This window comes from Gordonia sp. PvP123 (assembly GCF_040547295.1).
GTDB classification, from domain to species: Bacteria; Actinomycetota; Actinomycetes; order Mycobacteriales; family Mycobacteriaceae; genus Gordonia; species Gordonia terrae.
The window spans coordinates 415,128-428,690 of sequence record NZ_JBEPPN010000004.1; the positions used below are offsets into that span (position 1 = coordinate 415,128).

Sequence of the window (13,563 nt, forward strand, 5' to 3'; positions counted from 1 at the left end):
TTGATACGCAGTGGATATCAAACGCTTAGACTGGCCGCATGGAGCTGCGACACCTGCGGTACTTCCGCGCCGTCGCCGAGGAGCTGCACTTCGGCCGGGCCGCCCGGCGACTTCACATGGCCCAGCCACCGCTGTCCCAGCAGATCCGTCAACTCGAGGACGAGCTCGGCGTCGCACTGCTGGTCCGGTCGACGCGGCGCGTCGAGCTGACCCCGGCAGGTGCGGACTACCTGGAGCGAGCCGTCGCAATCCTGGACTCGGTCGACGCCGCATCGCGGCAGGCGCAGCGGATCGCCGACGGACGTGCAGGCACCCTGTCGATCGGGTGCGTGGGTTCGGCCACCTACTCGCTGCTACCCGCACTGGTGCGCGCACTCAGCGACGAGCTACCAGATGTGGACGTGAGCGTTCGCGGCGAGATGCTGGCACCCGCCCAGATCACCGCGCTCACGGCCGGGGACATCGACCTCGCGTTGTTGCGGATGCCGATCGACACGACCGGACTGCATGTCGAGCCGATCCGCAGCGACCGCCTCATCGTGGCTCTGCCCCACGACCATCAACTCGCCCGCGGCGCATCAGATGCGGCCGTCGACCTCGCGCTTCTGGGCGGCGACGACTTCATCGTCCACGCGGGCGGCGGAAAGTCGATCATGCACGGCGTCCTGTCGGCCGCCGCCGGACGCGCGGGATTCGTGCCGCGCATCCGGCACGAGGTCGAGGAGACGTCGACGCTCGTGACGCTGGTCGCCGCCGGGGTGGGGGTCGCCCTGGTCCCCGAACCCACCTCGGCGCTCGGCGTACCGGGCGTCGTCTACCGGCCGCTCGACACCGACGACGAGGTCGAACTCGCCGTCGCGTTCCCGGACGGGCGCCGGACCCCGCTCGTCGACCGGGCTTTGTCGGTACTACGCACCCTCTCCTGATCGCCTGAACCCACCCCTTTTCGGCAAATCCACCCACCGCACAGGGGGTGGAAATGCCGAAAAAGGGTGGGTTTGCGAACGTTTCTGATCAGCGGTGGGTGAAGTTCGGGTCCCGCTTCTCGACGAAGGCGGCCATGCCCTCGGTCTGGTCGTCGGTCGCGAACGTCGAGTAGAAGAGCGCGCGCTCGGCGCGGACGCCCTCGACCAGGCTCGACTCGAAGGCGCGGTTGACCGCGTCCTTGGCGGCCGCGGACGCGATGAGCGACTTCGAGGCGATGACCTCGGCGACCTCGATGGCGGCGGCGCGGCAGTCCTCCTTGGGAACGACCCGCGACACGAGGCCGAGGCGTTCGGCCTCGTCGACCTTCATCTGCCGGCCGGTCAGCACCATGTCCATCGCCTTGGCCTTGCCGACGGCGCGAGTGAGACGCTGCGAGCCGCCGATGCCGGGGATGACACCCAGGTTGATCTCGGGCTGGCCGAAGACGGCGTTGTCGCCGGCGATGATGGTGTCGCACAGCATCGCGAGCTCGCAGCCGCCGCCGAGTGCGTAACCGGTGACCGCGGCGATGATCGGGGTGCGCGCCCGCGACAGCTCATCCCAGGCGCCGAAGAACTGCTCGTTCACCACGTCCGCGTACGACTTCGACGACATCTCCTTGATGTCGGCGCCCGCGGCGAACGCCTTCTCCGAACCGGTGATCACGATCGCGCCGATCCCCTGGTCGACGTCGAATTCGCGGACAGCGCCGACCACTTCGTTCATCAGCTCGGTGTTGAGAGCGTTCAGCGCCTTCGGGCGGTTGAGGGTGATGATGCCCACCCGGCCGCTGGTCTCGACGATGATGGTCTGGTGTTCGGTCATGGTGAGTCCTCTTTCGGTCGGTGACGGCCCGGGATCGTACGGGGCTGGTCGTACGGGGCGGGATGCTACGGGTTGATCGCGAACGCCGGAAGGTCCGGCGTCGGACCGGGGAGTGCCGCGGTCAGCGTTCGCCGAACGTGAGGTCGTCGGGAAGCGGCGCGAAGAAGGCGTCGACGGCATCCTCGGAGAACGCCGCCCACTTCGGGTCACGGTCCTTGTCGATGACCTGGGCGCGGATGCCCTCGGCCATGTCGGGATGCAGCAGGCAGCGCACCGAGACGCGGAATTCACGGACCAGCGTGTCCTCGAGGGTCGCGTCGCCGGCCGCCTCGCGCAACGATCGCAGCGTGACAGCCAGTGCGGTCGGGCTCTTCGCGGCGATGGCGTCGGCGGTCTTGTCGGCGAAAGGTGTACCGACCGCGCGGCAGCGTTCGATGATCTCCGAGACATCGTCGGCCGCAAACGCTTCCGCGATCCACTCGCGCTGCTCGGCGAGTTCCGAGGCCGGCGCGTCGACGGCGTGGGCGGACAACGCCGCCTCGACTCCCGACTCGCCGATCGCGGCGAGAAACGCCGGGAGGGCCTCGGACGGGACGAAGTGGTCGGCCAGCCCCATCGCGATGGCGTCGGCGCCGCGCAGGTGACCGGCGGTGAGACCGGCGTAGGTTCCGAGTCCGTCCGGAACGCGCGAAAGAAGATGAGTGCCACCGACATCGGGAACGAATCCGATACCCACCTCGGGCATCGCGAGCTTCGTGCGGTCGGTGACGACACGGATGTCGCCGTGCGCGGAGACTCCGACACCGCCGCCCATCACGATGCCGTCCATGATCGCGACGTACGGCTTGGGGTAGCCCGAGATCAGCGCGTTCAGCCGGTATTCGTCGAACCAGAACTTCGCCGACGGCGACTGCTCGGCATCACGGTCGGTCGACTCGGGATTCCCGCTGAGCGCGGACGCGTCGCGATGGATGGCGACGATGTCGCCACCGGCGCAGAGCCCCCGTTCACCGGCACCGGAGAGAACGACGGCCTCGACCGCGTCATCGTCGGCCCAGGCCGCGAGGTGTTCGGCCATCGAGCCGACCATCTCGTGATCGATTGCGTTGATGGACTTCGGACGGTTCAGGACCAGCGACCGCGCCGACCCGTTCTTCTCCGTCACGACCGATGGTTCCGACACGGACGAACTCCTCTCCACACCGACAGACGTCGCAGATGGTTCTTCTCAGATAGTTGCATATCCTAGTAACCCGGGTCCAGACAAGTCAGGTTAGGGTTACCTCATGGGCTACTCCAGAGCACGCGTTGCCGACGTCGCCGACCTGACGCCCAATCTGCGTCGAATCGTCTTCGACGTGGCCGATCTGCCAGGACTCGGCTTGCCCGGCGGCGCCGACGAAGCCGTGGGCATCTACTTCCCACACGACCCCGAGCGTGTCACACCGGATATGGAATGTCGCGACGGCACGTGGGCCTACTACGACATCGACCCGGCACCCGACGGCCGGAACTACTCGATCCGGTCGGTCGACCACTCCGCCTGCACCATGGTCGTCGACTTCGTCATCCATGCGGCCGGCCCCGCGACGCTGTGGGCGCAACGCGCCGAGGCGGGGCATGACGTGGTGATGACGCATGCGCGGAGCTGGTACGCGCCACCCGCCGGCGTCGAACGCCTGATCCTCGCCGCCGATCTTGCCGGGCTCCCCGCTCTGGCACGCATCCTCGACGAACTGCCGTCGACCGACGGGGTGACCGCCGTGGTCGAGGTGCCCGCGCCGACCGAACTGTCCTACCTACCCGAGCGGGATGTCGAGCTGATCACGCTCGTCGGCGGAAACTCCCGTACGCCGAGCCGGCTTGCCGACACGGTCTGCGGGCTCACCCTGCCGGACTCCGGCGCGTACTGCTGGTTCGCCGGCGAGGCAGCGGAGTCGCGCGCGATTCGCAAGCACCTGCGCGGCAATCTTCGCTGGGACCGCGGGTCCTACGACGTCATCGGCTACTGGCGTGTCGACGCCGAGCGCTGGACGCAGGCCTATGTACAACGAGGCGCCGAACTGTTCGCCGTCTATCGCCAGGCTCTCGAAGACGGCAAGAGCGAGAAGCAGGCTTCGGAGGAGTTCGACGAGGCGCTCGAACGGGCGGGGCTGTAGGCGCGACCCACCACTAGTACTCCGCGACCATTCCCCTCCTGGGGGCGCGGTACATCGTCCACAGGAACCGTGGCACCGCCCGCAGTGGCAGCCGAGACGGCCAGTCGCGTGCGCGCATGAGGGCATCGGTGCCGCCGTCGACGGTGACGACCGCGCCGGCCATGAAATCGGCCGCCGGCGACAGCATGAGCAGGACCCAGGACGCGAGTTGCCCTGGAGTCCCGTACTCGCGCACCGGCACCGGGAACGACTTCACGTGTCCGCCCTGCGGACTGTCGAGTTGGGACTGCAGCAGTGGCGTCATCACCGGGCCCGGCGCGATGACGTTGACGCGGATGCCGGCGCCCGCCCACTCGGCCGCTGTGCCATGGATACGGCACCACTGCGTGATCGCGATCTTCGACGACGCATACGCGACGGGGCCGGTGACGCCCCGTCGGCGTCGGATCACCCGGGTGGCCCCCTCGGGGTCGTCGTTGAGCAGTCGGCGTATCGCGGACGTCGGCACCAGCGGCGTCACCGTCGTCGAATTGGAGCCGAACACAACCACTTTCGACTTCGTACCGGTGGCAAGCGCCGAACGCCAGGCGGTCAGCAGGTCGGTCACACCGAACACGTTGACCTCGACGATCTCCCGTTCCCGCCCGGCCGCGGGGCCCATGCCTGCGGCCAGCACGGCCCCATCGAGCCGCCCGCCGGATCGGGCGAGGACTTCATCGGCCGCGCCGCGTCGACCCTCGGGTGTCGACAGATCGGCGACGACCTCGGCGTCGCGCTGATCGACCCCGATCACGGTGTGCCCCTCCGCGCGCAGGGCCGCGGCCACCGACGCACCCATCCCCGACGCCGAACCGGTCACCGCGTATGTGCCGGCCGAGGTCACGCCGAACCTCTTTTCCCGGTGTCGGATTCATCGGTTGCGCCGTGCCGGTGCTGGGTCCGTTCGTACGCGTCGTTGAAGGCGCGCAGTTCGTCGAGCAGCGCCTGCGGGGAGCCGGGGGCCAGGTCGGCGAAGACCTGCTCGAGCCGCTCAGCACGCAGCAGGCCGTCGCGCCGGAACGCCGCCCGCCCGGATTCGGTGGGACGGATCATCTTCGACAGCGAATCCTCGACCTCGAACCGCTCCACATACCCGTGTTTGATGGCGGCATTGACCTGGCGGTTGACCGTCGACTGCTCGAGTTGGAGGTCGGCGGTCAGCTCCCGCAACGTGCGCGGCCGTCCGTCGGAGAGAACCCAGAGGATCGCGAAAGCCGACCGTTCCAGCCCGACGCCGGGGTGCACCAGGCTGCGACGCCGTGACATCCGCAGCAGTTCCTGCGCCAGGTCACGATGCACCGGCGACTGCCAGGGCGCGTGGTCCTCCGACATCTCTCCTCCATCTCTCGACGTGGACAATCTACTGTCCGATTTGCGTGTGTACATTACATATGTATGCTGCATACCTCGAAGGAGGTCTCTCCCATGGGCCAAGTACGAGGTTCGGCACCCGAACTGACCGACGACGCGTCGGACGCCATCGAGAAGGCACCCGCGGGTGCCATCGGCAGCGTCGTGGTGCTCTGTTTCGGCGGTCTGGTCGCCTCGCTGATGCAGACGCTGATCATCCCGATCCAGCCCGACCTCCCCCGTCTCCTCGGGACGTCGATCGGCAACGCCTCCTGGATCATCACCGCGACCCTGCTCGCCGCCGCCGTGGCCATGCCGATCGCCGGACGCCTCGGCGACATGTTCGGCAAGCAGCGCGTCCTGCTGGTGAGCGCGGTGCTGCTCACTCTCGGTTCGCTGATCTGCGCGCTGGGCGATTCGCTCATCCCGCTGATCATCGGGCGCGGCGTGCAGGGCCTGGCCATGGGTTTCATCCCCGTCGGGATGAGCCTCATCCGCGAGATCACCCCACCCCGGATCACCTCGATGGCCGTCGCCGCGATGAGCGCGACCCTCGGTGTCGGTGGCGCGATCGGCCTGCCGCTGGCGGCGTGGATCGTGCAGACCTGGAACTGGCATGCGCTGTTCTATGTGGCTGCCGGCCTCGGCGTCCTCGTCACGCTGGCGGTGCTGATCCTGGTCCCGCGCGTCAACGACGCCGCCGGCGGTCGCATCGACATCCCCGGCGCCATCGGCCTGGCCGTGGGTCTGTCCGCCTTCCTCATCGCGGTGTCGAAGGCCAACGACTGGGGCTGGACGTCCGGCGCCACGTTGGGCCTCGGCATCGGCGGGATCGTCGTGCTGATCGGGTGGGGATTTTTCGAACTCCGCCAGCGTGAGCCCCTCGTCGACCTGCGTACCACCGCACGACCCGCCGTCCTGCTGACCAACATCGCCGCCGCGGCAATCGGTTTCGGCATGATGGCCCAGTCCATCGTGCTGCCGATGCTGCTGCGCCTACCGGAGGCCACCGGCTACGGTCTGGGACAATCGCTTCTGGCCGCGGGTCTGTGGATGGCGCCCGGTGGACTGATGATGATGATCTTCGCGCCCATCTCGGGCATCCTCATCAACCGGATCGGCGCCAAGATCACCCTCGCCATCGGCGCCGCCATCCTGGGATGCGGCTACCTGCTCGCCTTCTTCCTCATGGACGCGGCCTGGAAGCTGATGCTGGCCTCGATCGTGTGCGCCATCGGCGTGGGCGTCGGCTACGCAGCGATGCCGACCCTGATCATGGGTTCGGTCCCGGCCACCGAAGCCGGTGCGGCCGTGGGACTCAACGGACTCATGCGCTCGCTGGGCACCACCATCGCCTCCGCCGTGATGGCCCTGATCCTGGCCAGTGCCACGATCTCGCTCGGCGGCACCGAGGTACCCGATGAGTCGACGTTCACCTGGTGCTTCCTGGTCGCCGCGGCCGCCGCCTTCGTCGGCATGGCGATCACACTCACCATCCCGTCGCACCGCAGATCGTCGAATGTGCCCGAGGAGCAGCCCCTTCCGGCTCGGGGTTGACAGGGATACCGCCACCTGAGTCCCGGCGAGCCACCAACCGCTCCCCGAGGTGCGAGCGAAGCGGCCAACCAACTGCTCCCTGAGGTGCGAGCGAAGCGAGCCACGAAGGGCATCGTGACGTACCTTGCGGCACCCTTCGTGGCTCGTCGCTAACGCTCCTCGCACCTCAGGGAGCGGAGGGGTCGTTCCCTTCGGATCGGCGACCAGAGGGCGCCGGCTCACTCCGACCGCGGATCGGTGGTGCGGCGCAGAGTCACCCGGTACGTGTAGTGCTCGGGGAGGAAGTGGCTGACGGCGAGTTCGACTGCCCTACCCCGTGAGTCGGTGTACAACCGGTCGACGCGCAGCACCGCGTGTCCGACGGGGCATCCGAGTCGGGCGGCGGTCCCGGCGTCGGCGACGGTGGCGGTGATCGACTGCGCGCACTCCTCGATCGGATGCACCAGATGGGGTTCGAGCAGTCCGATCATCGTGTGTTCGCTGCGCGCACCGGCTTCGACCTCGGGGGCGTCGATCACCAGGCGCGCGACCGACTCCGGCCACCACACGGTGGTCACGACGAACGGGACCCCGTCGTGAAAGCGCTGGAAGACGATGCGGTACGCCACGTCGGTGTCCAGTCGCAACCGTCCCGCGGCTTCGAGATCGACTCGGCGCGCGGGTGCTTCGAGGACCTGCATCTCGGTGTCCGCGGACAGGTTCATCAGATCTTCGATCGAACCCAGTTGGCGCAGATATTGCCCCGCGTTCTCGGTCGCGAAGGTACCGCGGCCGGGGACGCGGTAGACCGAGCCCTCGGTCACCAGCTCCAGGAATGCGCGACGGACGGTCTGCCGACTGAGACCGTGTTCCTGCGACAGTTCGGATTCGGTGGGCAGCCGCACGCCACCGGCATATCTGCCCGCGACGATCTGTGAGCGCAGCTCGGCAGCCAGCGTCTTGTACGCAGGCGCGGACTGATCTGGCTCGTCCATGGAACCCACTCTCCGGCCGGGTCGACGCTCGTCGCCTCAGATACCGCCGCGCGAGACGAGCTGGGCCGCGATCACGTTGCGCTGGATCTCGTTGGTGCCCTCCCCCACGATCATCAGCGGTGCGTCGCGGAAGTACCGCTCCACATCGAACTCGGTGGAGTAGCCGTAGCCGCCGTGGATGCGCACCGCGTTCAGGGCGATCTCCATGGCCACCTCCGAGGCGTAGAGCTTGGCCATGCCCGCCTCCATGTCGCAGCGTGCGCCCTTGTCGTACTGCTCGGCGGCGTGCCAGGTCAGCTGACGCGCCGCGGTGAGCTTGGTGGCCATGTCCGCCAGATAGTTGCCGATCGACTGATGCTTCCAGATGGGCTGCCCGAACGACTCCCGTTGCTGCGCATACGCGAGCGAATCCTCCAACGCTGCGGTCGCCACCCCGAGCGCACGGCACGCCACCTGGATCCGACCGGTCTCCAGACCCTTCATCATCTGGCCGAACCCCTTGCCGGGAACCTCGCCCAGGATCGCCGACCGCGGTGCGCGATAACCGTCGAAAGACAGCTCACAGCTCTCGACGCCCTTGTAACCGAGCTTGGGCAGGTCGCGTGAGACGGTCAGTCCCGGACCGTGTTCGACGAGCACGATCGAGATGCCCCGGTGCCGTGGCTGCGCTCCCGGATCGGTCTTGCACATCAAGGCGATCAACCCGGAGCGTCGCGCGTTGCTGATCCAGGTCTTCGACCCACTGATGACCAGATCGTCTCCGTCGACCTTCGCGACGGTCGTCATCGCCTGCAGGTCCGATCCCCCGCCCGGCTCGGTCAGCGCCATCGTGGCCCGAATCTCGCCCGTCGCCATCCGCGGCAGGTACCGCTGCTTCTGCTCCGCGGTGCCGAACAGCGTGAGGAGCTTCGCGACCACGGTGTGCCCGCCCATCGCCCCGGCCAGACTCATCCATCCGCGCGCGAGCTCTTGGGTGACCCGCGCGTAGCACGGCATCGACACCGGCGAACCGCCGAACTCCTCGGGCACGGCAAGTCCGTAGATCCCGATCTGCTTCATCTGCTCGATCCACTTCTCGGGATAGGAGTTGGCGTGCTCGACCTCCTGCACGGAGGGCTTGACCTCCCGGTCGACGAACGACCGCACGGTGTCGACCAGGAATGACTCTTCGGCGGACAGCGAGCTCATGACGGGTTCCCTACGACGTGCGGTCAGATTTGTACGGCCATTTTGTCCACCGGCACGGTCGCTGTCAACACTTCCCATGCTCGCTTTGGTCTGATAGAACCGGAACGGCATCGAATTTGGCCGCACATTTGACCTCACACCTTTGGAGCAGCAGTGCAGAGAAGACGAGCCGTCCTGGTCGCGCCGGCCTCCGACGACCGCAAGGCCCGCAAGGCCCTGGGCTCGATCGCCGACGAAGTGGTCCTCGACCTCGAAGACGCGGTGACTCCGCAGAACAAGGACTCCGCGCGTGCGGCGGCCGCCGACCTCGTCGCCGAATTCGGTGCCGACCGCGCGATCTCGTTGCGCATCAACGCGATCGACACACCCTGGGCTGCCGCCGACCTCGCCGCATGTGCACAGATGCCGAACCTGTCGTCGGTCGTGCTGCCGAAGGCCGACTCGCCTGCCGACCTCCGGTCCGCCGACGAGCAGCTCGGCCGAGCCCCGGTCCGTCTGCAGGCGCTGCTCGAATCGCCCCGCGGCATCCGCGACGCGGGTGCGATCTGCGCGGCCACCACCAGGCTGGACGCCGTCCTCATCGGATACGCCGATCTCGCCGCGTCGCTGGGACGCAGCTCCGGCCTGCCGATGCAGACCTGGCACGTCGTCCAGGACTCGGTGCTGCTCGCCGCCCGTGCGGCCGGCGTCGACGTCATCGACGGACCGCATCTGACCATCGCCGACGACGACACCTTCCGCGACGCCAAGCGCTGGGTACGCGACCTCGGCTTCGACGGCACCTGGGTCATCCACCCGGCGCAGCTGCAGTCCGCGATCGAGATCTTCACCCCGGACGCCGGGTCCGTGGAGGACGCACGCCGGGTGCTCGACGCGCTCGAGAAGGCCGCCGCCGCGGGTGCCGGCGCCGCCGAACTCGACGGCCGGATGCTCGACGAGGCGCTGGCCGTGTCCGCGCGGCGCGTCCTCGCCAAGGCAGCCGAATGACCTCGCCCGATCGGACCGGCGGGGAGGCCGTCGGCGGGCCCTACTTCGACGAGCTCTGCCACGGGCAGGTCTTCGACGACGCCCCGTCGCTCACGGTGACCGACGGCCTCGCCGCGGCGCACCAGATGATCCTCGGCGATCGTCTACGCCTCGCACTCGACGCGCATCTGTCCGATCGGGTGATCCACGGTGGCACGCTCGCTCATCCCGGACTCATCACCGACATCGCGATCGGGCAGTCCACCCTGGCCACCCATCACGTGAAGGCGAACCTCTTCTACCGCGGCCTGCGGTTCCTGAGCCACCCCCGGATCGGCGACACGCTGACAACCGTGACCGAGGTGGTCGGGCTGCGCGAGAACAAGTCCAAGCCGGGCCGCGCGCCGACCGGGCTCGCCGCGCTGCACATGGTCACGACCGACCAGCACGGCGCCACCGTCCTCGACTTCTACCGCTGCGCGATGCTGCCGCTGTCTCCGGATGCCGATCCCGGGCGGACCGTCCACGCGGACGACCTGAGCACCATCGGACCAGGACCGGACGTGCCACCGTTCCTCCCCGAGTGGGACCTGGCGGTCTACCGTACATCCGCACGCGGACAGCACTTCTCGCCCGACCTGGCCGGCCGCTGTTTCACCTCCAGCGCCGACGTGGTGTCCAGCGCGCCGGAACTCGCCCGGCTCTCGCTGAACATCGCGGCCACCCACCACGATGAGCGGGTGGCCGGCGCGGCCGCCGGCGGACGCCTCGTCTACGGCGGCCACACCATCGGACTGGCTCTCGCGCAAGCGAACCGGGCGCTGCCGAACCTGGTGACGGTCATCGGTTGGGACTCGTGCGATCACACCGGCCCGGTACACGAGGGCGACACCCTCAGTTCGACGATCCTGGTCGAGGAGGCCACGCCGCTGGCCACCGGCGGCGGTGTCCTGCGCCTGCGCTCCACCGTCGTCGCACATGGCGTCGACGCGGACCGGGATGTCCTGGACTGGCGTTTCCGCGTCCTGATGGCCTGACCTCACTCACCGCACCGCCCCCCACGTCCCAGGAGTCTGTCGCATGAGCTCGAATCCCCGTCCGCTCGAGGGTCTCCGCGTCGTGGAGGTGTCGAGCTTCGTCGCATCACCGCTGTGCGGCCTGACGCTCTCGCAACTCGGCGCCGAGGTCATCCGCGTCGACCCGATCGGCGGTGGCGCCGATGTCAACCGATGGCCGCTCACGGCAGACGGCCACTCGATCTACTGGACCGGGTTGAATCGCGGCAAGAAGTCGGTCACCGTCGACTTCCGCGATCCCGGCGGCCAGAAGTCGGTGCAGGACCTGGTCATCGACAGCGGCCCGGGCGGGGGAATCCTCGTCACCAACGCGGGTGGGCGGTCGTGGATGAGTCACGAGACACTGTCCGCACGGCGGTCCGACGTCATCACGCTGGAACTGCTCGGCCGCACCGACGGCACCCCGGGCGTCGACTACACGGTCAACGCGGCGTTGGGATTCCCGGCGATCACCGGTCCCACCGATTACGCCGGCGTCGTCAATCACGCACTGCCGGCGTGGGACATCGCCTGCGGTCTGTATGCCGCGCTGGCGATCACGGCGGCCGTCCGCCGCCGGGAACAGACCGGTTCCGGGGCACAGATCACCCTGCCCCTCGAGGACACCGCCCTCGCCATCGCCGGGGCGCTCGGATATCTCACCGAACCGCAGCTCGGCGGTGGCACACGCCCGGCGACCGGAAACGATGTATACGGCACCTACGGAACCGATTTCGTGGCAGCCGATGGCGGCCGGTTCATGCTCGTCGCGCTCACCCCGCGCCACTTCCGCGCCCTCGTCGAGATGACCGGGACCGGTGACGCGGTCGTGGCCGTCGAGCGGGCGCTGGGCGCGGACTTCAGCACCGAGGACGACCGGTACATCCACCGTGGTGTTCTCACCCCGTTGTTCGCAGCATGGTTCGCGCGGCACACCACCGCGGAGGTCGAGGCCGGCCTGGCAACGGCATCCGTGCTCTGGGAGCGGTACCGAACCTTCGACGAGGTCGTCGAATCGGGTGTCCTGGAGCGCAACCCGCTCTTCGGCGAGTTGGACCAGCCCGGAATCGGCACCTACCTCGCGGCCGGCCTGCCCGCCCGGTTCGACGGTGAGCACCTCTTCGCCGGACCGGCTCCCGACCTGGGTTCGTCGTCCGGGTTCTGACCCTTCGAGGCTCGCTTCGCTCGCACCTCAGGGAGCAGGGGGCGGGCCTTCGCTCGCACCTCAGGGAGCAGGGGGCGGACCTTCGCTCGCACCTCAGGGAGCCAGGGGTGGGCCTTCGCTCGCACCTCAGGGAGCAGGGGGCGGGCCTTCGCTCGCACCTCAGGGAGCAGGGGGCGGGCCGTCGCTCGTACCTCAGGGGCAGGGGGCGGGCCTTCGCTCGCGGGTCAGCGCACAGCCGCGCTCACCTGTGCGCCAGATGATCCGGACGTGGCGCGGTCCCGCCGTACGGCTCCTGCAAGGCGTTCGACTTCGCGTTGAAGACGACGAACAGGTTGCTGCGCGGGTAGGGCGTGATGTTCCCGCCGGACGCGTGCAGGCAGTTGGAGTCGAAGTACAACGCAGACCCCGCCGGTCCGGTGATCGTGTCGATACCGAGTTCATCGGCGAGGCTCGCGACGTCCTGCTCCTCCGGCGTCCCGAACGGCGGCCGGTAGGACGTCAGCGATTCCCGGTGATAGTCGCCGGGTGTCGAGCCCACACAGCTGACGAACCGCCGGTGCGAACCGGGAATGATCATCAGCGGGCCGTTGGTCGTGACGTTGGGTGTCAGGGCGAGGGACACACTCAGCGCGCGCGGCGCGGGCATCCCGTCCTCGGCGTGCCAGGTCTCGAAGTCCGAATGCCAGTAGAACGGACCGCCCGCGAACCCCGGCTTGAGGTTGATCCGGCTCTGGTGGATCGTCACCTCATCGTCGAGGATCTGACGGGCGACGCCGACAATCGATTCCCGCGAACAGATCTCGGCGATGACGTCACTGAGCTGATGCGCCGCGAACAGCGACCGCACGTCCCCGCTGGACGACTCGCGGATCACCCGGTCGTCGTCACCGAGCCGCTCGGTGATCGCTTCCACCTCACGGAGACACTCCGCGATGTCGCCATCGGCGAGAACGTTTGTCTCCGTGTGGTATCCGCGATCGGCGTATCGGCGGAGCTCAGGGGCGGACAGCGGTCCGGGGTTTCCCATGCTCCCCCACACCGTGTTGTGCGGTCGCGGTTCGATCTGGCTGTGGTGCGCGAGCCGCGTGCGGTAGACGTCGACACCGACGCTCGTCGACCGAGCGCCCGCCGAGACGGTCGGCGCTGCGCTCGTTCCGGCGGTGTCGGGCATCGTGGTTGCTGTGTGAGTTGTCACGATCTCTGCGATCCTTTCCCTCATCCGGCAGGCCGCTCTCGGAGCAGGTGCGCCTCGGCGGCGGGCAAGGTGATTGTGTTGTGCGCGAACGTCGGACGGCGACGCATCGCGATGTGACGGCATC

Annotated in this window: 13 protein-coding genes; 6 read left to right on the forward strand and 7 right to left on the reverse strand. The window is 68.4% G+C overall.

The genetic code is table 11. From position 1 onward, the window contains the following. Positions 1–38 precede the first annotated feature (38 nt). Positions 39–926 (forward strand): LysR substrate-binding domain-containing protein, encoded by an 888-nt coding sequence (locus tag ABIC25_RS09720; protein ID WP_354561194.1) that lies wholly within the window; start codon positions 39–41, stop codon positions 924–926. Positions 927–1,014: 88 nt separating this feature from the next. Here ABIC25_RS09720 and ABIC25_RS09725 read toward each other — a convergent pair whose 3' ends face one another. Together ABIC25_RS09725 and ABIC25_RS09730 are read right to left on the reverse strand one after the other, a co-directional pair. Continuing rightward, the gene (locus tag ABIC25_RS09725) at positions 1,015–1,791 is read right to left on the reverse strand and encodes an enoyl-CoA hydratase (protein WP_058249749.1); all 777 of its coding nucleotides are present in this window, start codon (positions 1,789–1,791) and stop codon (positions 1,015–1,017) included. A gap of 121 nt (positions 1,792–1,912) precedes the next feature. After that, positions 1,913–2,974, reverse strand: a complete 1,062-nt coding sequence (locus ABIC25_RS09730) for an enoyl-CoA hydratase/isomerase family protein (RefSeq protein ID WP_354561196.1) — start codon at positions 2,972–2,974, stop codon at positions 1,913–1,915. Positions 2,975–3,077: 103 nt separating this feature from the next. Between ABIC25_RS09730 and ABIC25_RS09735 the strand changes: the two genes are divergently transcribed. Further along, positions 3,078–3,950, forward strand: a complete 873-nt coding sequence (locus ABIC25_RS09735) for a siderophore-interacting protein (RefSeq protein ID WP_101819628.1) — start codon at positions 3,078–3,080, stop codon at positions 3,948–3,950. A gap of 13 nt (positions 3,951–3,963) precedes the next feature. On the opposite strand, the gene ABIC25_RS09740 is transcribed toward ABIC25_RS09735, so the two are convergent. Both ABIC25_RS09740 and ABIC25_RS09745 read right to left on the reverse strand, forming a co-directional pair. Then, positions 3,964–4,833 carry an SDR family oxidoreductase gene (locus ABIC25_RS09740; RefSeq protein ID WP_354561198.1) on the reverse strand — a complete coding sequence of 290 codons (870 nt, stop codon included), beginning with the start codon at positions 4,831–4,833 and terminating at the stop codon, positions 3,964–3,966. Beyond that, on the reverse strand, positions 4,830–5,321 hold the full coding sequence (locus tag ABIC25_RS09745) for a MarR family winged helix-turn-helix transcriptional regulator (RefSeq protein WP_064571402.1): 492 nt from the start codon (positions 5,319–5,321) through the stop codon (positions 4,830–4,832). The genes ABIC25_RS09740 and ABIC25_RS09745 overlap by 4 nt, the downstream gene beginning before the upstream one ends. 93 nt (positions 5,322–5,414) lie before the next feature. On the opposite strand from ABIC25_RS09745, the gene ABIC25_RS09750 reads away from it, so the two are divergent. Further along, positions 5,415–6,896 carry an MFS transporter gene (locus ABIC25_RS09750; RefSeq protein WP_354561200.1) on the forward strand — a complete coding sequence of 494 codons (1,482 nt, stop codon included), beginning with the start codon at positions 5,415–5,417 and terminating at the stop codon, positions 6,894–6,896. Positions 6,897–7,114: 218 nt separating this feature from the next. Here the strand turns inward: ABIC25_RS09750 and ABIC25_RS09755 are convergent, their stop codons facing one another. Both ABIC25_RS09755 and ABIC25_RS09760 read right to left on the reverse strand, forming a co-directional pair. After that, positions 7,115–7,870, reverse strand: coding sequence for a GntR family transcriptional regulator (locus ABIC25_RS09755; RefSeq protein ID WP_064570414.1), 756 nt, complete (start codon positions 7,868–7,870; stop codon positions 7,115–7,117). Positions 7,871–7,906: 36 nt separating this feature from the next. After that, complete coding sequence (locus tag ABIC25_RS09760) at positions 7,907–9,058, reverse strand: acyl-CoA dehydrogenase family protein (RefSeq protein WP_354561202.1); 1,152 nt, start codon at positions 9,056–9,058, stop codon at positions 7,907–7,909. Between the two features lie 153 nt (positions 9,059–9,211). Here ABIC25_RS09760 and ABIC25_RS09765 point away from each other — a divergent pair, with 153 nt between their 5' ends. From ABIC25_RS09765 to ABIC25_RS09775, 3 genes are read left to right on the forward strand one after another with little or no spacing between them, the layout of a single operon-like run. Then, the gene (locus ABIC25_RS09765) at positions 9,212–10,045 is read left to right on the forward strand and encodes an HpcH/HpaI aldolase/citrate lyase family protein (RefSeq protein ID WP_101819625.1); all 834 of its coding nucleotides are present in this window, start codon (positions 9,212–9,214) and stop codon (positions 10,043–10,045) included. Continuing rightward, positions 10,042–11,061: a MaoC family dehydratase gene (locus ABIC25_RS09770; RefSeq protein ID WP_354561204.1), complete on the forward strand. Its 1,020-nt coding sequence runs from the start codon at positions 10,042–10,044 to the stop codon at positions 11,059–11,061. The genes ABIC25_RS09765 and ABIC25_RS09770 overlap by 4 nt, the downstream gene beginning before the upstream one ends. A 43-nt stretch (positions 11,062–11,104) precedes the next feature. Continuing rightward, positions 11,105–12,244: a CoA transferase gene (locus ABIC25_RS09775; RefSeq protein WP_354561206.1), complete on the forward strand. Its 1,140-nt coding sequence runs from the start codon at positions 11,105–11,107 to the stop codon at positions 12,242–12,244. 241 nt (positions 12,245–12,485) lie between these two features. On the opposite strand, the gene ABIC25_RS09780 is transcribed toward ABIC25_RS09775, so the two are convergent. Continuing rightward, entirely contained in the window at positions 12,486–13,415 is a 930-nt protein-coding gene (locus tag ABIC25_RS09780; RefSeq protein ID WP_435529064.1) for a phytanoyl-CoA dioxygenase family protein, read from the reverse strand. Positions 13,416–13,563 lie beyond the last annotated feature (148 nt).